Raw genomic sequence first — 20427 nt, 5'->3', positions numbered from 1 at the left:
GTGAGCTCCGGAATCCGGGGCGGGGCGCCGGCTGCGTCGGCGCCCCCTCCCCCGGCTCAGTCGCCGAGCTTCGGCAGCAGCGAGAAGGCCCTGCCGCCGTCCCGGGCGATCAGCGCGTCCCCGTAGAGGAAGAGCTGCGGCATCGACCCGTACCCTGGGCCCACCTGCGGCCATTTGGTGTCGACGTGGACGCGCCAGAGCTGCTCGCCGGTGCGTGCGTCGAGGCCGGACAGGTCTCCGGTCGGGCTGAAGAAGTACACGACGTCCTGGCTGGCCGCCACCAGGTTGTATCCGACCGTTGGGACGTAGTCGCCTCCGGGCTTGGGCCATTCGACCCCCGTCGGGGCGCTCCACAGTGTCTTGCCTGTGGTCAGCGACGTGGCGGAGGCAACGCCCTTCTGGGATACGGCGATCAACTGATCAGCGACGACCTCTACGGCCCTCATGGGCCCTGGGAGGTGCAGGGAATGTGCGGTCTGCTTCCCGGAGCTGGTGATGGTGGTGAGCGACATCTCCCACGGGTCGTCGCTGTCCGGTTCGGGTGCGCCCTTCCTCGCGCCCACGACGATGCTGTCCCGCGAGGTCCCCATCAGCGCCTGCTTGCCGGGGAGGGTCGTCACCTTCTGGGCTTCGCCCGTGGCGGCGTCGAGCCGGAAGACGTCCGTGTCGTCCTTGTCGTCGCGCTCCACCGTGCACAGCTGATACGGCGTGCCGCTGAGCACGGTCCCCTGGCACCAGAGGCCCTTCTCCCAGGTGTGGCTCCACTTCTCCGCACCGGTCCGCGGGTCCAGGGCTGCCCACACGCGGCTCGGGGTGTTCACCAGAACCGCGCCGTCGATCAGCATGGCGCGCTCGTCGCTGCGGGCGTCGTCGTACATCTCGAAGTCCCACAGCTCACGGCCGGTGTCGGCGTCCACCGCCACCAGATCGGTGCCCGCGCGGTAGTCGCCGTTCTCTTCCTTCTCCGCGGTGTGGTTCCGGTAGATGTAGAGCACACCGTCGCGCGCGGCGAGCGGGCGGCCGACACTGCTGCCGCCTTCACCCTTGACCTTGAGCGTCCACAGTTGCTCGCCGGTCCTGGCGTCGAACTTCACCGCGTCGTACTTATATCCCTTGCAGTACAGCGCGTCGCCGTCCGGCAAGCACCCGTTCCCCGCGGTGTCCACGCTGTCCAGCTTCCACGGCTGCCAGCCATCCGGCACCGCGGCCGGCGGCACCGGACGCTCCGACTCGTCCCCGCCGCCCCCGAGGCCGAACACCGCCCCGAAGGCCATCGCCGCTACAGCCAGCGCGGCCCCGGCGGACTGCTGGAACCGGCGCCGGCCGCGCCGTCTGACCACCCGCTCGGCCAGATCATCGGGCGCCCGCACCCCGTCCAGGCGGACCGCGCGCAGCGTCTCCCGGACCTTCTCCTCCACGAGCTCCGTGGTCATCCCTGGACCTCCTTCGGTGCATAGCTGAGCGACCGTGCCTGCTCCCGGGACTCCTCGGGACCCAGCTCCGGGACGAGCTTCCGCAGCCTGGCGAGCGACCGGTGGGCCGTGCTGCGCACCGTGCCGACCGCGCAGCCGAGCAGCGCCGCCACCTCGGTCTCCGACAGATCCTCGAAGTAGCGCAGCACGACCACGGTCCGCTGCCGCTTGGTGAGCCGGCCGAGCGCGGCCCAGAGGGCGATCCGCAGTGCGGAGTCCTCCGCGGTGTCGGCGGTCCCGCCGGACTCGGGCAGTACGGACACGGTCGTCTCGGCCCGGTGCCGGCGCAGCCGCCATCGGTTGACCTGCTGGCGGTACATGACCTGGCGGATATACGCCTCGGGCTGCTCGATGCGCCCCCAGCGGCCGTAGACCTTCATCAGCGCGATCTGCAGCAGGTCCTCCGCGGCATGACGGTCGCCGCCGGTGAGGAGCATGGCGAGCTGCAGCAGCGCGGTGGACCGCATCGCCACGAACTCGCCGAACTCATCGTGTCTAGAGGCCTCCATAGGACCCTCCCCTTCTCTAGCCCCCATCACGACGTGATGGACCCGCCGCATCTATGCCTCTGCCTGCGAGTTCGTGTGTTCCTACCAGAGCAGCACCGTGAGCACGAAAAGAGGCGGGGTGCCGGAATCAGTCCGACACCCCGCCTCACCAGGCCATATGAGAGCTGGCCAAAGCTCAGGAAGCGAAACAGCCCACCGGGTCAGCTCTCGTCCTTGCTGTCCAGGATCAGTTCGACCGTGCGCTCCTTGCCGTCGCGCTCGTAGGTGAGGTCGACCTTGTCGCCGGGCTGGTAGGTCCAGATCTCGCTGATCAGGGTGGGGCCGCTGTCGATGGGGCGGTCGCCCAGTTTGGTGATCAGGTCGCCGGGCTCCAGGCCTGCCTTGTCCGCGGGGCCGCCGTTGAGGACCGGGTCGCTGTTGTCCACTCCCCGTTCGGGGATGCGGGCGCCGTCGCGGGTGTTCTCCTCGGTGGAGACCGAGGCGCCGATCATCGGGTAGACGGCCTTGCCGGTCTTGATCAGCTGTTCGGCGACGTTCTTCGCCTGGTTGATCGGGATCGCGAAGCCCAGGCCGATCGAGCCCGCCTGGCCGGTGCCGAGGCCGCCGCCGCTGGTGGACTGGATGGCGGAGTTGACGCCGATCACCGCGCCGCGGGCGTCCAGGAGCGGGCCGCCGGAGTTGCCCGGGTTGATGGAGGCGTCGGTCTGCAGGGCGCTCATGTAGGAGCTCTTGCTGGTGCCCGTGCCGTCGCTGGAGGACACCGGGCGGTTCTTGGCGCTGACGATGCCGGTGGTGACGGTGTTGGAGAGCCCGAAGGGGGCGCCGATCGCGATGGACGAGTCGCCGACGGCCACCTTGTCGGAGTCGCCGAGCGGGAGCGGGGTCAGGCCCTTGGCGTTCTTCAGTTTCAGTACGGCGACGTCGTAGCCCTGGGCGCGGCCGATCACCTCGGCGTCGTACTTCTTGCCGTCGGAGAACGTCGCGGAGACCTTGCCGCTGTCGGCCGCCGATGCCACCACGTGGTTGTTGGTGAGGATGTGGCCTTCCTTGTCGTACACGAAGCCGGTGCCCGTGCCGCCCTCGCCACGGCCGCCCTCCGCGTCGATGGTGACGACGCTCGGCAGCGCCTTCGCCGCGATGTCCGCGACCGAGCCCTCCTCGCGCTTGAGGTCGGCCGGGGTCTGCGAGGCGGAGACGGTCGTGGACGTACCGGTGTCGCTGTCGTTGCGCTCGGCCGCCCAGTAGCCGATGCCGCCACCGACGCCGCCCGCGAGCAGGGCGGCGGCCAGCACCGCGGCGACCAGGCCGCCCTTGGCCTTGGCGGGGCCGGATGGCTGGGGCGGCTGGTAGGAGGCGCCCCACTCGTGGCCGCCGCCTCCGCCGCTGGAGTAGGTGGGGACGGTCGGCGGGGCGGGGGGCCAGGTCGCGCCCGCTCCGACGCCGGCCGCGTTGGGCACCTCGGCCGCCCCCGGCACCTCGGCTGCCCCCGGCACCTCGGCCGCGGGTCCCGCGTCGGCAGGGGCTGCCCCCTCAGGCGCCACCGGCGGCACCTCGGGCGCCGCCGGGGTCGCGTCGGGAGCGGCCGCGGGAGGCACGGGAGGTGTGGACGGGGCGGGCGGTACCGCGTTGTCCTTGTCCTCGTTCTCGGGGCTCACAGCTCTCTCCTCGGTCCACGACGCCGGTTAGCGGTCAGCGGGTCACAGTCAGTGCGTGCGTGTTTGCCATCAGCTTTTCCCACCGGGCGTCAGAGCACCATAAGCGGCACCTGTGCGTCCGCCGCCTGGGCTACGCCCCGCACCACCGCACACCCCCCAAGGGTGACACCATGACGCCGTGACTTCCGCTCCACAGACCCCGGCCGCGGGCCCGGGTCCGCACCTGCCCCAAGTCGTCGCCCACCGAGGCGCGTCCGAGGACGCGCCCGAGCACACACTCGCCGCGTACAAGAAGGCGATCGAGGACGGCGCCGACGCCCTTGAATGCGATGTACGGCTGACGGCTGACGGCCATCTGGTCTGCGTGCACGACCGTCGCGTCAACCGTACGTCGAACGGCCGCGGCGCCGTCTCGGCCCTGGAGCTCGCCGATCTCGCCGCCCTGGACTTCGGCTCCTGGAAGAACCGCGAGGACGGCCCGGAGTGGGAGGACACCTCCGTTCTCACCCTGGAGCGGCTGCTCGAACTCGTCGCCGACGCCGGCCGCCGGGTCGAGCTGGCCATCGAGACCAAGCACCCCACCCGCTGGGCGGGACAGGTCGAGGAACGGCTGCTGCACCTGCTCAAGCGCTTCGGTCTGGACGCCCCGGAGACCGCCGCCGAGTCGCCCGTACGGATCATGAGCTTCTCGGCGCGGTCGCTGCAGCGGGTCCGAGCCGCGGCCCCGACCATCCCCACCGTCTATCTGATGCAGTTCGTCACTCCGCGGCTGCGCGACGGCCGACTTCCCGAAGGGGTCGGTATCGCGGGTCCCGGCATGCGGATCGTACGCAGCCACCCCGCCTACATCGAGAAGCTCCAGCGCGCCGGCAACCAGGTCCATGTGTGGACCGTCAACGATCCCGCGGACGTGGAGCTCTGCGCCCGGCTCGGCATCGACGCGATCATCACCAACCGCCCACGCGAGGTTCTGCACCAGCTCGGCCGGTAGGGGGCGACACCTACCCCTGTGACCGCCACCACCCCCGCGACCGCCACTACCCTGTGACCGCCGCCACACCTCAACCTCCCGTCACTCACGCAGAGTGCCCCGGCGCGTTCGGTGCGTGTTCGATCGTTACGAGTGCGTCACCAGGCATGTATGGGGCGGTTTCCGGCCCAGTCCAATGGGGCATTCACACCGTGGCGTGGGGCGAAGGAGGTCTCGGGGGTGGCGTTGGTGGTGGCACAGGAGGTGCCCGCGTCTTCGAGCATGGCCGTACTCCATGGCCCTGCGGGCGTCGGGCAGGCAAGACACCGGATGCGTGATCAGTTGCGTGTCACCGGGGTGTCGGATTCGGTCATTGACGATGCCGTTCTCATCCTTTCCGAACTGCTCAGCAACGCCTGTCGACACGGCAGGCCGCTGAGCAACGGGAGCAACGGCTCGGCGACCGGGGAAGGCGATGTGCGAGCCGCCTGGCGGGTCGACGCGGCGGGCCGGCTGACCGTGGAAGTGACGGACGGCGGTGGACCCACCCGTCCGGTTCCGGCCACGCCCTCGGTCACCGCGCGCGGCGGCCGTGGGCTCAACATCATCTCCGCGCTGGCCGAGGACTGGGGTGTACGCGACGACGCCCCCGGCGAAGTCACCGTCTGGGTGGTCATCGCGAACGGGCACCGGCATGACGATTTCGCTACGCGCGTCGCGAGCCCCTCGGCCATCGCCGCCGCCGAGCTGGAGTTCGCCGACCCCTTCGACGATCTGAGCTGAGAGCCGGCGGGAGTCGCGAACTGCGGCCCGCCCGCGCCCCGGTGCCGCGCTCGCACCGCCCCCGGCAATGCCTGTTCACCGTGTACGAGCGGATAGGCTCGCGCCCGTACGCAGTGAGCGGAAACCGGGAGACAGCCACCATGGCCAAGAAGCGCCCCCAGACCAAGGGCAGCAAGGGCAAGCCGCAGAGCGCGCCGCAGATCAACAGCGGCGAGATCCCGGTCGTCGGCGCCCGTGAACCCTGCCCCTGCGGCTCCGGCCGCCGGTACAAGGCCTGCCACGGGCGCGCCGCGGCGCACGCCGTGACCGAGCTGGTGCACCGCCCCTTCGAGGGCCTGGCGGGCGAGTGCGACTGGGTCGCGCTGCGCGAGCTGGTGCCGGCCGCCACGGTGGAGCTCCCGCTGAAGGACAAGCTGCCCGACGGCGTCCCCTCGGTCACCCTCGCCACGGTGCTGCCGATGGCCTGGCCCGCCCTGCGCCGCGACGACGGCTCGGTGCTGATCGGTTTGCAGAACGACACCGCGTCCGGCGACCTCAGCCGCGACCTGGCCGACACGCTGCGGCGCGCGCTGGAGGCCGAGCCCGGCAACCCGGTCGCGGCCCGCCGCGCCCCGGCCGACGGGCCGCGGCTGCAGGATCTGCTCGACCCGAAGGGCGTTTTCGAGCCGGTCGTCCATGACGGTTTCGAGTTCTGGGTGCCCGACTCGGAGAACAGCACCCCTGAGGTTTCGGCCTCTTTGGAGCGGGCGAACGCCGCCGCCATCCCGACCGTCAAGCTGTCCGGTGTCGACGCCGCGTACTGGTGCGAGACCCCGGAGAAGAACCATTTGCGCTGGGTTATGCCGCACCCCGAGGAGCAGCTCCTCGACGCGCTGGCCCGACTGCACGCGGCGGGCGAGTCGAGCCTCGGCGAGGGCACCCGGCTGGTCGGCTCCTTCCGGGCGCACGGGCTGATGGTCCCCGTCTGGGACCTGCCGAGCGAGGTACGCGCCGCGGACGTCGAGCAGCCCGCCGTGGCCTTCGCCGAGCGCCTCGCGGTGGCCCTCACCAGCGAGGCCCCGCTCACCGCCGACGAGCGGCGGGCCCGTGGCGGACTCACCAACCGCCAGGTGACTCTCAGCTGACACCCTCCTGGGACAGGTCCGTCCGCGAGGACGGACCTGTTGTGAGCCTCCTGCGAGAAGCCGGACAGGCCCGGCAGGACCGGCAAGACCGGCAGGAGGAACAGGACAGACACAGTGGGACGTATGACTCCGGTCACAACTCCCCGCGTCCGCAGGTAAATCCGTGTCCGAATAGCCGAGATCGAATTTGCGAACTGCCGATCTCTTGTTACCGTTCAGATAGCCCGGTCGCTGGTGCATCCCCCGTCGCCAGCGACCGGGCCCTTGTTTTTTCTTGATCCTTTGAGATCTTTCCTGATCCTCAACGCCCGGTCCCTCAGGCGGGGTTGCTCCCCACCCGGAGCAGAAGCTCCGGGTGACCGAGTTCCGCCCCGGATTCGGAAGCAGCCCGTTCCGGCGCCGCGAACTCCGCCATCGCCGTATAAGCGGACCGCTTCCCCGCGGCCCTTTCCCGGGGCGTGTCACAGGCCCCCGGCTCGTCTCCGGCCGCCACCGCACAGTGCATCTGCACAGTGCGTCCGCCGGGCCCCATCAGGGCCAGCACGGCGCGCAGCTCGCCACCCGTCGCATTGCGGTAGTACGTACGCGCCCAGGCCTGCTCGCCCTGGAACAGGACGCAGGTCTGCGCCTCGATCCCATCGGGCGAGATGAGCTCGGGTCCGCACCGTTCGGCGCTCCCAGGGGCGTCGGCCTCCCTGGGACGCGCACGGTCATCAGCGCCCCTGAGGCCATCAGCTCCCCTGAGGGCATCAGCACCCTTGGGGTCATCGACGCCCCTGGAGGCATCGGCACCCCGGGGGTCATCGGCGCGCACCACCTCGGGCGCGTCGTCCGCCGGCTGCCCCGCGAACGCCCCGGCCAGCGGGAGCAGGACGGCGAGCGCCACGACGGCCGTCAGTGCCGCCATGCGAACTCGCTCCAAGGGACCCACCTGCTCAACCGTCGGAGACCGACAAAGACGACGAATACGACGAATACGACGAAGGTGTCGAAGATGTCGAAGGTGAGCCCGAAGATATCGGTGGATGACGGGGCCAGGGCGCGGCGCGCGCCCACAGCCCCTAGAACTCGGGCGCGCTCACACCCGTATGAGTGAGCGTCTCGACCAGAACGTCCACCACGGCCTCCACATCGGGCAGCCAGGGCGTGGCGGACCCGGGCAGCGGTGCGAGCTCCCAGCGGACCTGCCCCTGCCCGATCTCGGACGGCGGCAGCACCACATAGCCGCCCTCGCTGTGGAAGCGCAGTGAGCTGGGCACCCAGTCCTTGGCGTACAGCAGCTCGCCGAGCTGCTCCATGGAGTACGGGGCCACCAGCAGGAACCAGCGGTCGGGGGTCGCGACGACCGGGCCGAGCCGGACGCCGGCGCGGCGCAGTTCGGCCAGCGCACCGGCCGCCGCGACGGCGGGGAGGCTGATCGCGCACGGGCCCGGCCCGCCGGTCGCCAGGACGATCGGCGCGGTGGGGCGGTTGGTCCACCACCAGCGCACCATGCGCGCGTCGGTGGTCGCGGCCAGCAGCCCGGGGTCGAAGGGGTGGCCACCGGGGATCGCGCACTCGGCGTCCGGGCAGGCGCAGCCGGGGGAACCGGTTCGCCGCCGACCCGTGCCGGGGAGCTGACCCACGCCGGGGAGTACGGGCCACTGCCACGCGGTTGCGAAGGTCAGGGCCGCGCCGATCAGATCAGGCCTCCCGCTGCCTCGCTTCGACAGGAGCCTGCGTCGCCTTCCGGGGATCTCGCGCATGAGCGCTCGTTCCTTTCCGTTGAACGCCGAGGGCCACAACACACCCTGTGTGCATCAGTTCACTGTGCGTACAAGTCAGCGGATCACACTCCCACCCTTGAGGCGCGCGGAGCCGGAACTGGAGCCGGAGCCTCTATGGGACGAGCTTGCGGTACGAGCTTGGGCGGTACGAGCTTGGCTTGGTACCTCTTGCAGCATGGCGGTGGGTGGCGCGCGGCTGGCGCTTGCCGTCCCGCTTGCGAAATCCCGCCGTGGCGGCTGGAGCACGGCCGTCGTCTTCTAAGACGTTCGGGTTCGCCTTCTGGTTCAGGGCCAGCGTCAACTGCCCCTGGCCTTCAACCAGTACGTACCCAACACGGCCGCCGTGACGCGCTGTCGAACGGTGCCAGTCGACCGCAACGCGTAGTTACCGTGGGCCATTTTCCGCCAGATTCAGTTTCTTGCCCAGTGCCCACTCACGCATCTTTCACACCCCTTGACACCAGGAATCCCCGCAGGACAATGCTGGACATCCCCTCTCCAGTCCGTGTAGATGTGGAGCCATTGCCAGCGGCGCAGAAGACATGGGGGTTTGCGATGCTTTTGGGCAGTACGAGCAATACGCACCGGTCGGAAAGCCGGTCATCATGAACGCCCCGCACCTTCCGAAAGTGGCTGGAATCGATTCAACGGTTCCACCCCCCGCACACACTGTGGCGCCGGCATCGGAAACCGCCGCCCCACCCGTCCCAGCCGCCCCGGTGGCTCCCGCGGTCGCGATCCTTCAGGACCGGCTCGCCGGCTGGGTCTCCGATCTCACCACCCTGCACGAACTGACCGAGCGGGTCGCCCGTACCGCGGACCGGGACGACGCGCTCAGGGAAATCGTGCGCGCCGGGGCCGCCCTGGTCGGCGCCCGCCGCGGCCTGATCGTCCTGGAACCCGCCGACGGACAGGGCCCGGACACCACGATCGGCCTGGGTCTCGCGCACGCCGACCTCGGGCACATCGAGACGGTCCCGCGCAGCGTCACCTCCTACGGCCGCATCCTGGACGGCCTGCCGGACGCCGACAGCGAGATCGCCAGCCCCGACCTGCTCTCCGAGGACGGCCTCGACCCGCGCCACCGCGAGGTCGCCGCCCGCCTCGGCTACGCCGCGAGCTACGCCGTACCGCTGGCCACATCGGCGGCGGGGCGGCTCGGCGCCGCGGTCTGGCTGTACGACGAACCCGCCGAGCCCGGCGAGCGCCAGCGCCATCTCATCGGCCTCTATGTGCGGTACGCCACCGAGCACCTGGCCCGGCTGACCGAACTGGAGCGGGCCCGCTGCAAGGTCGCCACCATCACCGAGGAGCTGCTGCCCAGCCGTCTGCCCCGGGTCGCCGGGGTGCAGCTCGCCGCCCGGCACCGCACCGGGCCGCGCGGCGGCGGCGACTGGTACGACGCGCTGCCGCTGCCGGAGGGCGCCCTGGGCCTCGCGGTCGGCTCGGTGACCGGCGCGGGCCCCAGCGCGGTCGCCGCGATGGGACGGCTGCGGGCGTCCCTGCGGGCGTACGCCGTGATGGAGGGCGAGGACCCCGTCGCCGTACTGTCCGATCTGGAGCTGCTGCTGCGGCTGACCGAGCCCGCGCGCAGTGCCACCGCGCTCTTCGCGTACTGCGAACCCGCGCTGCGCAAGATCGTGCTGGCCGGTGCGGGCCACGCGCCGCCGCTGGTGATCGGCGAGCGGCGCACCGAGTTCGTGGAGACCTCGCTCTCGGCGCCGCTGGGGATGCTCGCCTGCTGGGAGGCTCCCAGCGTGGAGTTCTCGCCAGAGCCTGGAGAAACGGTGCTGCTGTATACGGACGGGCTGCTGCACCGTACCGGCGACGCCATGGACCGGGCCTTCGCGCGGCTGCACGCGGCGGCCGCGAGCGTGCCCAAGTCGATCAGGGACGACCCCGGTTCGATCGCCGACCACGTCCTGCGCACGGTGCTGCCGGACGGCCTCGACGCGGTCGACAGCAGAGAGGACGTCGTCCTGCTCGCCGCCCGGTTTGACTGATACGTCACTTGCAAGAGCCTGTCTCTGAACCCCCGTCGTTCGCGCGGAGCGCGGGCGCAGCGCCCGCCGCGAAGCGGCTGATGTCCCGGCGGTGCGTGGCCTCGGCGTGTGGCGGTACAGGTCATGAATGGGGTCTCCCCTGCTCAGGGGGGCACCTCCCGCTCGAGCGGAACCGAGAGTGGGGGAGAAGCCGAGAGCTNCGGGGCGGGGTCCGTGGCCGGATTGGGGGCCGGGTCCCCTGCCCTTGAGCCGCACTCGAGCGAGGCGCCATGTCCGGCTGGCTAGATCAGTTGGTGACGCTGATTCAGGTGCTGGTGGACTCTCCGTGGTTCTGGCCGGTGATCTTCGTCCTGGCGGGGCTGGACGCCGTGTTCCCCTTTATGCCCAGCGAGACGGCGGTGGTGACCGCGGCCGTACTCATCGGACCCGACGCCGATCGGCTCGGCCTGCTCACGGTGCTCGCGGCGCTGGGCGCGCTCACGGGTGACGTGGGCGGCCATCTGCTCGGGCGGCGCACCGGGCCCCGGCTGGCCGCCCGGTTGCTGCCGGGTGAGCGGGGCCGCGAGCGCCTGGAGCGTGCCCGCGGCCTGGTCGAGCGGCACGCGGCGACGCTGATCGTGGCCGGGCGCTTCGTGCCCGCGGGGCGCGCGGTGTCGGCGCTCGCCACGGGTGGTACCGGATTCCCGCTGCGCCGGTTCGCGGCGCTGGACGCGATCGGTACCTCGGTCTCGGCGGTGCTCGCGGTCGCGCTGGGCGCGCTGGGCGGCGCGGCCTTCACCGAACGGCCGGTGTACGGGCTGCTCGCGTCGTTCGGCGCGGCCACGCTGATCTCGGTCGCGGTCGGGTACGTACGCCGCTCGCGGGCACGGTGGCCCAAGGACGGCCGACGGGAGCTCGTCGACTGCACGTTTGTACCAGACCCGTGACAGAACAAAGAACAATTCAGTACGCACTCGGCCCCTTGGCGGATCAGTGCGCGGCGAAACCGTCCCGAGTGATGACGACGAAACGGGATTCCGGGCACTCCATCGGACGGAGAACGCGGCTCACGACGGTGATTTCGGCATCGCCGTGAACGGGTAGGCGCAGCCCGAAGCGATGGCCGGACAGATGCTCGATGACATCGTGATCCTCGGCCCATATTCGTCGGCAGTCGGCGTCCGTGGCGAGAATATCGCGGGTCAGTGACCGTACCGGAGAATTCCCCGGGTCACGATTGTTCGCAAGCCGCAGCATCGCCAGAAAGGCCCGCGCATTCTTTTCCCAGTCCACCAGCTGGGTCCGGGCCTCGGGCGCCAGGAGCGCCCAACGCAGAATATTTGCTCGCGGGGCAGCAGACCAGGGGAACCATGTGGCCATTGCGGAGTTCGTGGCCACGATGTTCCACGCGCCATCGGAAATGTAGGCGGGGTTCGGTGCCTGGTGCTCCAGGAGTCGCAGGACCTCAGGGGCGATGTCCGCCAGCTGCCGGGCGGGGTCCGCCGGCGGTTGGCGGCCGGTCGCGCCGAGGAACAGGGTGAGCTCCTCCGCCTCGCTGAGCTGCAGGGCTTCGGTGACGCGGAGCAGAAAGGAGTCGGAGAAGTCCCGCCGCGTACCGCGCTCCAGCGAGCGGTACCAGCCTTCGCTCACCCCGACCAGCCGCGCCACTTCGGCCTGCGAAAGGCCGGTTGTGGAATTGCGGACCGCATAGAGTCCGACATTTCGCCGTACCACCCGCCCGCGCCAGGCGCGGAGCAGTCGGCCGACGGATTCCCCCTCGGCGACTCCTTCCGCGCCCGCACGGAAGGAGTCACCTGAATCACTGTGCGATGCATAGGCATGGCTTTGAATTGTGTTGAAAATTATAGCCCCCGTTTCACAGACCTAAGGAAAGTGCTAGCCCCACGGTCATCCTGCGATTGTAACAGAGTTGATCACTGAGGCGGAGGGTTCGACGCTCCCTCGGAAACTGTCCGTGACTTGCAGTACCGACACTGCAAGTCACGGACGGTTTCCGGCATGCTGTGGCCACGGCGGCGCCAATCCGCAGGTTATTCAAGCTGCAACTTATTGGAATACGGGGGAACGGGGACTTCATGAGCGGACAGATGGTGGCCTTGGTGGCTCATGACGCGAAGAAGGCGGAGCTGCTGGACTGGGCGGCCCGGCACCAGGAGGCACTGCGCGGCTGCCGGCTGCTCGCCACCCGCACCACCGGCGAGCTGCTGGCCCGTCGGCTCGGCCTGCGGGCGGAGCTGGTGGCGAGCGGGCCGATGGGCGGCGACCAGCAGATCGGCGCAAAGATCGTCGAAAAGCGCATCGCCCTGCTGGTGTTCTTCACCGATCCGCTGGGGACGCAGCCCCACGAAAGCGATGTGCGGGCACTTCACCGGCTCGCGGTCGTCCACGACGTGCCCCTCGCTTCGAACCCCGCGTCCGCCGACGTGCTGCTCGCCGATGCCTGCCTGCGGACCGCCGCTCCGGCGCCGGTCGAGGCCGACGCCGCGTGACACGAGCAGTCCGTACGGAACAACAGTGACGTACCGGACACGCGGGACGTGCCGGAGACCCGGGACGCGCCGGACACACACGGAAACAATCTGGAGGGACGACACGATGTCGTACTGGCTGATAGCCGGTGGCGCCGGATTCATCGGCGGCCACGTGGTCAAGGCGATGCGGGACGCCGGCGAGCGGGTCGTCGTCGTGGACGATCTGTCGACGGGGTCGAGGAAGGCCGTACCCGACGACGTGCCCCTGGTCGTGGGCAGCGTCCTGGACGGCGAGTTCCTCGCCCGGGTCTTCCGCGAGCACCCCGTGGAGGGGGTGGTCAACCTGGTGGCACGCACGCAGGTCGGCGAGTCGGTGGAGCTCCCGTTGCTGCACTACCGCCAGAACGTCGAGGGGTTCCGCAGCCTGCTCGCCGCCATGGAGAACGCGAACGTACGGAAGCTGGTGTACTCCTCCAGCGCCTCCGTCTACGGCATGCCGGACGTGGACCTGGTCACCGAGGACACCGCCTGCGAGCCGCTGAGCCCTTACGGCCAGACCAAGTTGATCGGGGAGTGGCTGGCGCAGGCCGCGCACCGGGCGGGGCAGGTGGACTTCATCAACCTGCGGTACTTCAACGTCGCCGGGGCCGCCGCGCCGAACCTGGCCGACGAGCGGGTCCTCAACCTGGTGCCGATGGTCTTCGAGCGGCTGACCGCCGGGGAGGCTCCCCGCGTGTTCGGCGACGACTACGCGACCCCGGACGGCACCTGCGTACGCGACTACATCCACGTCGCCGACATCGCCTCCGCGCACCTGGCGGCCACCCGCTTCCTGCGCGAGCACGACGACGTCGCCCGCACCTTCAACGTGGGCCGTGGCGAGGGCCTTTCGGTGCGTGAGCTGATCTCCGTCATCCTGCGCGTCACCGGCTACGACACCGCCCCGGTCGTCGTGGAGCGACGGCCGGGCGACCCGGCCAGGGTCGTCGCCGACGCCTCGCCGATCCAGCGGGAGCTCGGCTGGAGTGCCCGCCACAGCGTCGTCGACATGGTCGCCTCCGCCTGGGAGGGCTGGTGCCGGCGCCATCCCGGCGCCCGGCGACCGCTGTGAGCCACCGGCTCCTGCCCCGCACACCGTAGGAGCCGGTTTCCGAACCGGCTCCAAGAACCGATAAGACAGGACTTTCATGAGCACGCTGTTCTCCCCGCTGAAGCTGCGCGAGCTGACCATCCCCAACCGCGCCTGGATGGCGCCGATGTGCCAGTACCAGGCAGAGCCGACCGGCCCGCAGGCCGGTGTGGTCAACGACTGGCATCTGGGCCACCTGTTCTCGCGCGCGGCCGGCGGCGCCGGTCTGATCCTTCTTGAGGCCACCGCCGTGGCGCCGGAGGGGCGCATCACCCCCGGCTGCCTGGGCCTGTGGAACGAGACGCAGCAGCGGGCGCTGACCCGGGTGACCCGCTTCCTTGAGGACCACGGTGTGGTGCCGGCCATCCAGCTCGCGCACTCCGGCCGCAAGGGCTCGGCCGCCGCACCGTGGCTGGGCGGCGGGCCCGTCTCCCCGGAGCAGGGCGGCTGGGGCACGGTGGCGCCCAGCGCGGTTCCGTTCGGCGACTTCCCCACCCCGCACGAGCTGTCCGTCGACGAGATCCAGCGCCTGGTCGGCAACTTCGCCGAGGCCGCCCAGCGGGCCCTGGACGCGGGTTTCAAGGTCGCCGAGGTGCACGGCGCACACGGCTTCCTGATCAATTCCTTCCTCTCGCCGCACAGCAACCACCGCACCGACGCCTACGGCGGCAGCTTCGAGCGCCGGGCGCGCTTCGCCCTGGAGGTCGTCGACGCGGTCCGCGCGGTGTGGCCGGACGAACTGCCCGTCTTCTTCCGCACGTCGGCCACCGACTGGCTGGCGGCGGAGAACCCGGACGACAACCGCCAGGGCTGGACCGGCGACGACACGGTGCGGCTGGCCAAGGAGCTGCTGGCCCACGGCGTCGACCTGCTCGACGTCTCGTCCGGTGGCATCGCCCACGACGCCAAGATCACCACGGGCCCCGGCTACCAGGTCCCCTACGCGGCGGCCGTCCGGGCCCAGACCGACATGCCCGTCGGCGCCGTCGGCCTGATCACCGAGGCCGACCAGGCCGAGGAGATCCTCACCTCAGGACAGGCCGACGCCGTCCTGCTGGGCCGCGAGCTGCTGCGCGACCCGCACTGGCCGCACCGCGCCGCGCGCCGGCTCGGCGACACGGCCCGCTGGCCCGACTCGTACGGCTACGCCGTCTGACGGAGTCGCAGGCCCGCACGATCCCGGGGGCCGGCCGTCTCGTCGGCCCCCGGTCCGGCGGTCCGGCGATCCCTCAGAGCCTGTCTTTCACCTGACAACCGACAAGGATCCAGCAGTGAGTCGTTCCGTCCTGATCACCGGGGGCAACCGGGGCATCGGACTTGCCATCGCCCGCGCCTTCGCCGCGGAGGGCGACAAGGTGGCCATCACCTACCGCAGCAGCCCGCCGCCCGACGCCGGTCTGCTCTGCCTGCCGTGCGATGTGACCAGCACCGACCAGGTCGACGCCGCCTTCACCGCCGCCGAGGCCGCGCACGGACCGGTGGAGGTCCTGGTCGCCAACGCCGGGATCACCCAGGACACGCTGCTGCCGCTGATGAGCGACGAGGCGTTCGCATCCGTCATCGACACCAACCTCGGCGGAGCCTTCCGCGTGGCCCGCCGCGCCTCACGGCAGATGCTGCGCGCCCGCCGCGGACGCCTCGTCTTCATCTCCTCCGTCGTCGGCGCCACCGGCGGCGCGGGGCAGGCGAACTACGCCGCGTCCAAGGCCGGTCTGGTGGGCCTTGCCCGGTCCATCGCCCGGGAGCTGGGCCCGCGCGGCATCACCGCGAATGTCGTCGCCCCCGGCCTTGTCACCTCGGACATGACGGCCGTGCTGTCCGATGAGCGCCAGGCCGCGATCCTCGCCCGTACCCCGAGCGGCCGCGCCACCGAGCCGGACGAGATCGCGAGGACGGTCGTGTATCTCGCGAGCGAAGCCGCCGCGACCGTCAACGGCTCGGTGCTGACCATCGACGGCGGGCTGAGCGCGGGCATCTGAGCATCCCTGCCCTGCCCGAACCGCACCGCACCGCACTGGGCCGGGCCTGCCCTGCCCGGCCCGGTGCGGGCGTCACCGACCCCACCCCAGGAACGCCCCCCGTATGTACTCGCCCACCATCCTCTTCGTGCTCACCAGCCACGGTCGCCTGGGCAACACCGGTCGGCCCACCGGCTATTACGTGTCCGACCTGGCCCACGCCGCCGCCGTCTTCCGGGACGCCGGCTACGGCATGGACTTCCTGTCGGTCCGTGGCGGCGACGCCCCGCGGGAGGAGGGCGTCAACCTCGCCGACCCGGTCGTGGCCGGGTTCCTCGGGGATCCCGGAACCGCCGAGCGGCTGCGCGCCACCCTCGCGCCGCGCGACGTACGGCCCGATGAGTACGCGGCCGTGTACTTCGCCGGTGGTCACGGCACGATGTGGGACTTCCCGTACGACGAGGCCCTGGCCGCCCTGACCCGTGGCGTCTACGAAAGCGGCGGCATCGTCGCCGCGGTGTGCCACGGCTCGGCGGCCCTGGTCAACGTGACCCTCGGCGACGGAAGCCACCTCGTGGCGGGCAGACGGGTGGCGTGCTTCACCGACGCCGAAGAGGCGTCCATCGGCCTCGACGAAGTGGTGCCGTTCCCGTTGGAAAGCACACTCGCCGGGCTTGGCGCCCTCCTCTCCACCGCGCCGGACTTCCAGGAACACGCCGTGCTGGACGAGCGGCTGGTGACCGGTCAGAACCCGGCATCGGCCACGAAGGTCGCTCAGCTGGTCACGGCCGCACTGCGCGCCCAAGCCCGCCCTCTCGAAAGGTGAACCCCATGTCCGAGCTCCTGAGGCCCGAACCACTGCTCCCCGAGCCGCTGACGCCCGCTCCCCGTAACGCCTGTGTGATCACCGTCGGCGACGAACTGCTCCGTGGCGAGATCACCGACACCAACGGCACCGAGGCCAGCCGCACGCTCACCGCGTACGGCATCTCCACCCACTCCCGGTACACGGTCGCCGACGACGAGAAGGCCATCAGCGACGCCGTCGCCCACGGACTCGGCCAGGCGTGGCTCGTCATCGTGATCGGCGGCCTGGGCCCGACGTCGGACGACGTCACGCGGTTCGCGGTCGCCCAAGCGCTCGGACTCGGCATCGAGGAGCGCCAGGAGGCATGGGACGCGGTGTGCCGCCGCCTGGAGGGGCTGCGGATCGAGGTCCATCCCGACAACCGCCGACAGGCCCAGTTCCCCTCGGGCAGCGTGCTGCTGCCCAACGCCAACGGCACCGCCTGGGGCGCCCGGGTGACCGTCGGCGGCCGTCATGTCGTCCTGCTCCCGGGGCCGCCCAAGGAGTGTCTGCCGATGCTCACCGCGGCGCTGGACGGCCTCGGCGCGACGCCCGCCACCGCGACCGGCCTGCGGTGGCGCAGCATGGGTCTGCCCGAGCCCGAGGTCGCCGCCCGTATCGACGCGGCCCTGAGCGCCGCGCCCGGGGCCCGCGCGACGGCGGGCTACTGCTGGCGCTATCCGTACGTCGACGTCACCCTGCACGCCACCGAACGGGAGACGGGCGCGCTCGCGGCCCTCATCGACGACGCCTTGGCCGGCCATGTGGTCAGCCGCGACGGCAGGAGCGCGCGGGACCACCTGGCCGACACCATCACCAGCACCGGTCCCGGCACCGGGACCGGGACCGGGACCGGGACCGGCCTGACGATCGAGGACGGGCTCACGCACGGGCGCTTCCAGCAGTGGCTGGACGGGCTCGCCCCGAAAGCCGACGGCCGCGTCGCCCGCGTCGGCCGCGTCGGGATCGCGGTCGTGGCGACCGGCACCTGGCACACCGGTTCGCCGACGGACCACCGCGGCTTCGTCGCCATGCGCTGCCGGGTGACGGTCGGCGAGGCCACACACACCTACACGCTCGACGAGCCCAACCTCGGCCCGGAGGTGCTCGACGGCGCCACCGAGTTCGTGGCCTGGTCCGTACTCCGCGCACTCGACGCCGAATCCGGCACGGAGGAGTAGGGCCTCGCCGCCCTCTGCGCTCACACCGCGGCGAGCGGTGCGCTCTCCGTCCACTTGAGGATCTTGTCGAAGCTGACCACCGCCCCGCCCCGCCCCGGATCGTTGCCGAAGGAGACGTGGTCGGCGAGCTCCTCGATCAGGAACAGGCCCCGGCCGTGCTCGTCCGCCGCGTCCGAACGGGGAACTTCGACGCCGGGGAAGCCGGGGCCCGAGTCGGTGACCTCGATACGGCACCTGTGGTCGTCGAGATAGGCGGTCACGCGGTACGCGTCGGCCGCCCCGTCGGGAGCGCCCCGTCCGCCGCCGTGCTCCACCGCGTTCGCGCAGGCCTCGCTGAGGGCAAGGGAGAGGTCGTAGGAGATGTCGGGATCGACGCCCGCGGTCTCCATCGTGCCGAGCAGCAGGCGGCGGGCCAGCGGGACGCTCGCGGCCTCGCACCGCAAGTGGAGTGACCACCAGATGCTCATGCTGCAGCCTCCCGGCCGTGGCTCGACATACCGATACGTATTGCCCCAAGAGGCAGGGTGTAAGCCCCGGGCGAACGTGATACCGCCCATACGGCGGACGCGCGAACCAGACGCGTCGGTGTAGCGAGTCAAAAGCGAGCGGAACACGACCTTCCCGACGTTGCGGACCTGCCGTATGGACGGGGTAAGGCCAGTGCGATGATGAGCCGGTCATGCCTGCCCCCCACGCGCGCGACATGCGTACCGGACTCGGACTCCGGCTGCTGCGGGCCGCGGTGTTCGCCGCGGTCTGTGTCGCGCTGTCCGCGGGGGGACACACACTCGCCTCCAACGCCACCGTCCCGTTGTGGACGCTCGGCGTGGGCTTCGCCGCCGTGTTCGCGGTGGCGGCGCCGCTCGCGGGGCGGGACCGCGCGCTGCCGGGTATCGCCGCCGCACTCGCGGTCGGCCAGGTCGGACTGCACGGGCTCTTCGGGGCCGGGCAGCAGCACACCGCACACGTCGCCACCGCGGACGCCGCGCTGGTGGAGCGCGCCGCGCGCCTGGTCTGCGGAGCCGGTACTGCGGCGCTCAGCCCCACCCAGGCCTACCAGATCCTGGTGGCCGCCAGACTCGAACCGGGCGGCGCACCGCACGCGTACCCGCACGCCGCACCGGCAACGGGTGGGGACACGGCCCTGGAGTCGCTGCGCCACTGCGCGGCGATGCTGCCCGATCTGCCCATGCTGCTCGGCCATCTGCTCGCGGCGCTGGCCGCCGGCTGGCTGCTGCGCCGGGGCGATCTGGCCCTGCTGCGGCTGTCCGAGCTCCCGTTGTACGGGGTCGCCGAGGGGGCGCTCGTACGGTCGCTGCGCGCCGCGCTGTCCCTCGTACGGGCGCTGACCGCCGGGCTTCCCGGAGCGCCCGCGCCGGGTCCGCGTACGCCGCGCACCGCGCTGGTGGCACCGCCGTCGCTCCGTACGACCGCACTCCAGCACACGGTGATCAGACGCGGGCCGCCGCACGCCGAGCTCGTTCTCGCTGCCTGACGCGGCACTTCCCCGAACACAACTCCGTAGCGGTACGTAGAAGTACGTAGCCGTGTGGAGCGCTATCGCGCAGTTCGGACAGGTGACGCGTCGTGCTCGCGCGTGCCCCGCAGGCCGCGCACCCCGACATCGCTCACCACCGCTCACTGTGGAGTGTTTCTGCCATGGCTCTTCCTCTTCCGACTCCTCCGGCTCTTTCGACTCCTCCGGCTCTTCCGAAGACGAACTCCCGCGCCCGGACGGTCTCGCGGCTCGCCGCCGTCAGCGCCGCCGCCACCGGTGCCGTCGTCCTGCTGGCCGGACCCGCCCTCGCGCACGTCAGCGTCCAGCCGCAGGGCGAGGCCAACAAGGGCTCGTACGCCACCGTCAACTTCAAGGTGCCCAACGAGCGCGACGACGCCTCGACCGTGAAGCTCGAGGTCTCCTTCCCGACCGACCACCCGCTCGCCTCCGTGATGCCGCAGCCGGTGCCCGGCTGGGACGCCAAGGTCACCAAGTCCGAGCTGGACAAGCCGCTGGAGATGCACGGCAAGAAGATCGACGAGGTCGTCTCCAAGGTCACCTGGACCGCCACCGGCAAGGGCAAGGGCTCGGGCATCCAGCCGGGCACCTTCCAGCAGTTCCCGCTCTCGATGGGACAGCTGCCCGAGAAGGCCGACCAGATGGTGTTCAAGGCGCTCCAGACGTATTCGAACGACGAGATCGTGCGCTGGATCGAGGAGCCGAAGGAGGGCGGCGAAGAGCCCGACTCGCCCGCTCCCGTACTCAAGCTCACCGATGGCGGTGACGGGCACGGCGCCGCCGCCGACACCGCGTCCGACAAGGGCGCCGACGACGGGGCGGACGACGCCACGTCCGGTGCCGAGTCCGATGCCGAGTCCGGTGCGAAGGACAGCACCGAGAAGACCGCGTCGGCCGACAGCAGTGACGGCCTCGCCCGCGGTCTGGGCATCGCGGGCATCCTCGTCGGTGCCGCCGGTGTCGCCTTCGGTGTGCTGGCCGGGCGTCGGCGCACCACCAACTGACCCGCCCTGATCTCCCGCCCGGGGCCCCCCCCACGCCCG

The 20427-nt window shown here is 71.1% G+C and carries 20 protein-coding genes; 13 read left to right on the top strand and 7 right to left on the bottom strand.

The window, feature by feature from the left end; translation table 11 throughout:
• Positions 1–56: 56 nt before the first annotated feature.
• The 3 genes from U9R90_RS17975 to U9R90_RS17965 form a co-directional block, all read right to left on the bottom strand.
• Positions 57–1433, bottom strand: a complete 1377-nt coding sequence (locus U9R90_RS17975) for a PQQ-binding-like beta-propeller repeat protein (protein WP_411057467.1) — start codon at positions 1431–1433, stop codon at positions 57–59.
• Positions 1430–1981 carry a SigE family RNA polymerase sigma factor gene (locus U9R90_RS17970; protein ID WP_411057466.1) on the bottom strand — a complete coding sequence of 184 codons (552 nt, stop codon included), beginning with the start codon at positions 1979–1981 and terminating at the stop codon, positions 1430–1432. The genes U9R90_RS17975 and U9R90_RS17970 overlap by 4 nt, the downstream gene beginning before the upstream one ends.
• Positions 1982–2181: 200 nt before the next feature.
• Positions 2182–3636, bottom strand: coding sequence for a S1C family serine protease (locus U9R90_RS17965; RefSeq protein WP_411057465.1), 1455 nt, complete (start codon positions 3634–3636; stop codon positions 2182–2184).
• A gap of 178 nt (positions 3637–3814) precedes the next feature.
• On the opposite strand from U9R90_RS17965, the gene U9R90_RS17960 reads away from it, so the two are divergent.
• From U9R90_RS17960 to U9R90_RS17950, 3 genes are all read left to right on the top strand, one after another.
• A complete protein-coding gene (locus tag U9R90_RS17960; protein WP_411057464.1) occupies positions 3815–4627 on the top strand; it encodes a glycerophosphodiester phosphodiesterase in 813 nt (270 codons plus the stop codon).
• Positions 4628–4777: 150 nt separating this feature from the next.
• Positions 4778–5389: an ATP-binding protein gene (locus U9R90_RS17955; protein WP_411057463.1), complete on the top strand. Its 612-nt coding sequence runs from the start codon at positions 4778–4780 to the stop codon at positions 5387–5389.
• A 140-nt stretch (positions 5390–5529) separates the two neighbouring features.
• Positions 5530–6513, top strand: coding sequence for a DUF5926 family protein (locus U9R90_RS17950; protein WP_411057462.1), 984 nt, complete (start codon positions 5530–5532; stop codon positions 6511–6513).
• A 316-nt stretch (positions 6514–6829) separates the two neighbouring features.
• Here U9R90_RS17950 and U9R90_RS17945 read toward each other — a convergent pair whose 3' ends face one another.
• Together U9R90_RS17945 and U9R90_RS17940 are read right to left on the bottom strand one after the other, a co-directional pair.
• On the bottom strand, positions 6830–7420 hold the full coding sequence (locus U9R90_RS17945) for a hypothetical protein (protein ID WP_411057461.1): 591 nt from the start codon (positions 7418–7420) through the stop codon (positions 6830–6832).
• 154 nt (positions 7421–7574) lie between these two features.
• Positions 7575–8258: a bifunctional DNA primase/polymerase gene (locus tag U9R90_RS17940; RefSeq protein WP_411057460.1), complete on the bottom strand. Its 684-nt coding sequence runs from the start codon at positions 8256–8258 to the stop codon at positions 7575–7577.
• A gap of 563 nt (positions 8259–8821) precedes the next feature.
• Between U9R90_RS17940 and U9R90_RS17935 the strand changes: the two genes are divergently transcribed.
• Positions 8822–10282 carry a PP2C family protein-serine/threonine phosphatase gene (locus tag U9R90_RS17935; RefSeq protein WP_411057459.1) on the top strand — a complete coding sequence of 487 codons (1461 nt, stop codon included), beginning with the start codon at positions 8822–8824 and terminating at the stop codon, positions 10280–10282.
• A 293-nt stretch (positions 10283–10575) separates the two neighbouring features.
• On the top strand, positions 10576–11208 hold the full coding sequence (locus tag U9R90_RS17930) for a DedA family protein (protein WP_411057458.1): 633 nt from the start codon (positions 10576–10578) through the stop codon (positions 11206–11208).
• Between the two features lie 43 nt (positions 11209–11251).
• Here U9R90_RS17930 and U9R90_RS17925 read toward each other — a convergent pair whose 3' ends face one another.
• Entirely contained in the window at positions 11252–12019 is a 768-nt protein-coding gene (locus U9R90_RS17925; protein WP_411057777.1) for a helix-turn-helix domain-containing protein, read from the bottom strand.
• Positions 12020–12357: 338 nt separating this feature from the next.
• On the opposite strand from U9R90_RS17925, the gene U9R90_RS17920 reads away from it, so the two are divergent.
• The 6 genes from U9R90_RS17920 to U9R90_RS17895 all read left to right on the top strand — a co-directional run bounded on the left by U9R90_RS17920 (position 12358) and on the right by U9R90_RS17895 (position 17868).
• Positions 12358–12771 (top strand): methylglyoxal synthase, encoded by a 414-nt coding sequence (locus U9R90_RS17920; RefSeq protein ID WP_411057457.1) that lies wholly within the window; start codon positions 12358–12360, stop codon positions 12769–12771.
• A gap of 106 nt (positions 12772–12877) precedes the next feature.
• Positions 12878–13864, top strand: coding sequence for a UDP-glucose 4-epimerase GalE (gene galE / locus U9R90_RS17915; RefSeq protein WP_411057456.1), 987 nt, complete (start codon positions 12878–12880; stop codon positions 13862–13864).
• Between the two features lie 76 nt (positions 13865–13940).
• Entirely contained in the window at positions 13941–15038 is a 1098-nt protein-coding gene (locus U9R90_RS17910) for an NADH:flavin oxidoreductase/NADH oxidase (RefSeq protein ID WP_411057455.1), read from the top strand.
• Between the two features lie 115 nt (positions 15039–15153).
• Positions 15154–15861: a 3-oxoacyl-ACP reductase FabG gene (fabG, locus tag U9R90_RS17905; protein WP_411057454.1), complete on the top strand. Its 708-nt coding sequence runs from the start codon at positions 15154–15156 to the stop codon at positions 15859–15861.
• A 103-nt stretch (positions 15862–15964) separates the two neighbouring features.
• Positions 15965–16666 (top strand): type 1 glutamine amidotransferase domain-containing protein, encoded by a 702-nt coding sequence (locus tag U9R90_RS17900; RefSeq protein WP_411057453.1) that lies wholly within the window; start codon positions 15965–15967, stop codon positions 16664–16666.
• Positions 16667–16671: 5 nt separating this feature from the next.
• Complete coding sequence (locus U9R90_RS17895) at positions 16672–17868, top strand: competence/damage-inducible protein A (protein WP_411057452.1); 1197 nt, start codon at positions 16672–16674, stop codon at positions 17866–17868.
• Between the two features lie 20 nt (positions 17869–17888).
• Here U9R90_RS17895 and U9R90_RS17890 read toward each other — a convergent pair whose 3' ends face one another.
• The gene (locus U9R90_RS17890; protein ID WP_411057451.1) at positions 17889–18335 is read right to left on the bottom strand and encodes an ATP-binding protein; all 447 of its coding nucleotides are present in this window, start codon (positions 18333–18335) and stop codon (positions 17889–17891) included.
• 212 nt (positions 18336–18547) lie between these two features.
• Here U9R90_RS17890 and U9R90_RS17885 point away from each other — a divergent pair, with 212 nt between their 5' ends.
• Both U9R90_RS17885 and U9R90_RS17880 read left to right on the top strand, forming a co-directional pair.
• The gene (locus U9R90_RS17885; RefSeq protein WP_411057450.1) at positions 18548–19363 is read left to right on the top strand and encodes a hypothetical protein; all 816 of its coding nucleotides are present in this window, start codon (positions 18548–18550) and stop codon (positions 19361–19363) included.
• A 164-nt stretch (positions 19364–19527) separates the two neighbouring features.
• On the top strand, positions 19528–20388 hold the full coding sequence (locus U9R90_RS17880) for a YcnI family protein (protein ID WP_411057449.1): 861 nt from the start codon (positions 19528–19530) through the stop codon (positions 20386–20388).
• Positions 20389–20427: the final 39 nt, after the last annotated feature.

It is taken from the genome of Streptomyces sp. E11-3 (assembly GCF_046540415.1).
Lineage (GTDB): Bacteria > Actinomycetota > Actinomycetes > Streptomycetales > Streptomycetaceae > Streptomyces.
This window is presented reverse-complemented; position numbering and strand designations above follow the sequence as displayed.

What these genes read in the sequence shown, in the direction of transcription:
- U9R90_RS17970 (WP_411057466.1), bottom strand. Translation starts at nt 1,981, where the DNA reads ATGGAGGCCTCTAGACACGATGAGTTCGGCGAGTTCGTGGCGATGCGG.
- U9R90_RS17975 (WP_411057467.1), bottom strand. Translation starts at nt 1,433, where the DNA reads ATGACCACGGAGCTCGTGGAGGAGAAGGTCCGGGAGACGCTGCGCGCG.
- U9R90_RS17950 (WP_411057462.1), top strand. Translation starts at nt 5,530, where the DNA reads ATGGCCAAGAAGCGCCCCCAGACCAAGGGCAGCAAGGGCAAGCCGCAG.
- galE (WP_411057456.1), top strand. Translation starts at nt 12,878, where the DNA reads ATGTCGTACTGGCTGATAGCCGGTGGCGCCGGATTCATCGGCGGCCAC.
- U9R90_RS17945 (WP_411057461.1), bottom strand. Translation starts at nt 7,420, where the DNA reads ATGGCGGCACTGACGGCCGTCGTGGCGCTCGCCGTCCTGCTCCCGCTG.
- U9R90_RS17910 (WP_411057455.1), top strand. Translation starts at nt 13,941, where the DNA reads ATGAGCACGCTGTTCTCCCCGCTGAAGCTGCGCGAGCTGACCATCCCC.
- U9R90_RS17880 (WP_411057449.1), top strand. Translation starts at nt 19,528, where the DNA reads ATGGCTCTTCCTCTTCCGACTCCTCCGGCTCTTTCGACTCCTCCGGCT.
- U9R90_RS17955 (WP_411057463.1), top strand. Translation starts at nt 4,778, where the DNA reads ATGGGGCGGTTTCCGGCCCAGTCCAATGGGGCATTCACACCGTGGCGT.
- U9R90_RS17890 (WP_411057451.1), bottom strand. Translation starts at nt 18,335, where the DNA reads ATGAGCATCTGGTGGTCACTCCACTTGCGGTGCGAGGCCGCGAGCGTC.
- U9R90_RS17920 (WP_411057457.1), top strand. Translation starts at nt 12,358, where the DNA reads ATGAGCGGACAGATGGTGGCCTTGGTGGCTCATGACGCGAAGAAGGCG.
- U9R90_RS17935 (WP_411057459.1), top strand. Translation starts at nt 8,822, where the DNA reads ATGGGGGTTTGCGATGCTTTTGGGCAGTACGAGCAATACGCACCGGTC.
- U9R90_RS17885 (WP_411057450.1), top strand. Translation starts at nt 18,548, where the DNA reads ATGCCTGCCCCCCACGCGCGCGACATGCGTACCGGACTCGGACTCCGG.
- U9R90_RS17940 (WP_411057460.1), bottom strand. Translation starts at nt 8,258, where the DNA reads ATGCGCGAGATCCCCGGAAGGCGACGCAGGCTCCTGTCGAAGCGAGGC.
- U9R90_RS17900 (WP_411057453.1), top strand. Translation starts at nt 15,965, where the DNA reads ATGTACTCGCCCACCATCCTCTTCGTGCTCACCAGCCACGGTCGCCTG.
- U9R90_RS17895 (WP_411057452.1), top strand. Translation starts at nt 16,672, where the DNA reads ATGTCCGAGCTCCTGAGGCCCGAACCACTGCTCCCCGAGCCGCTGACG.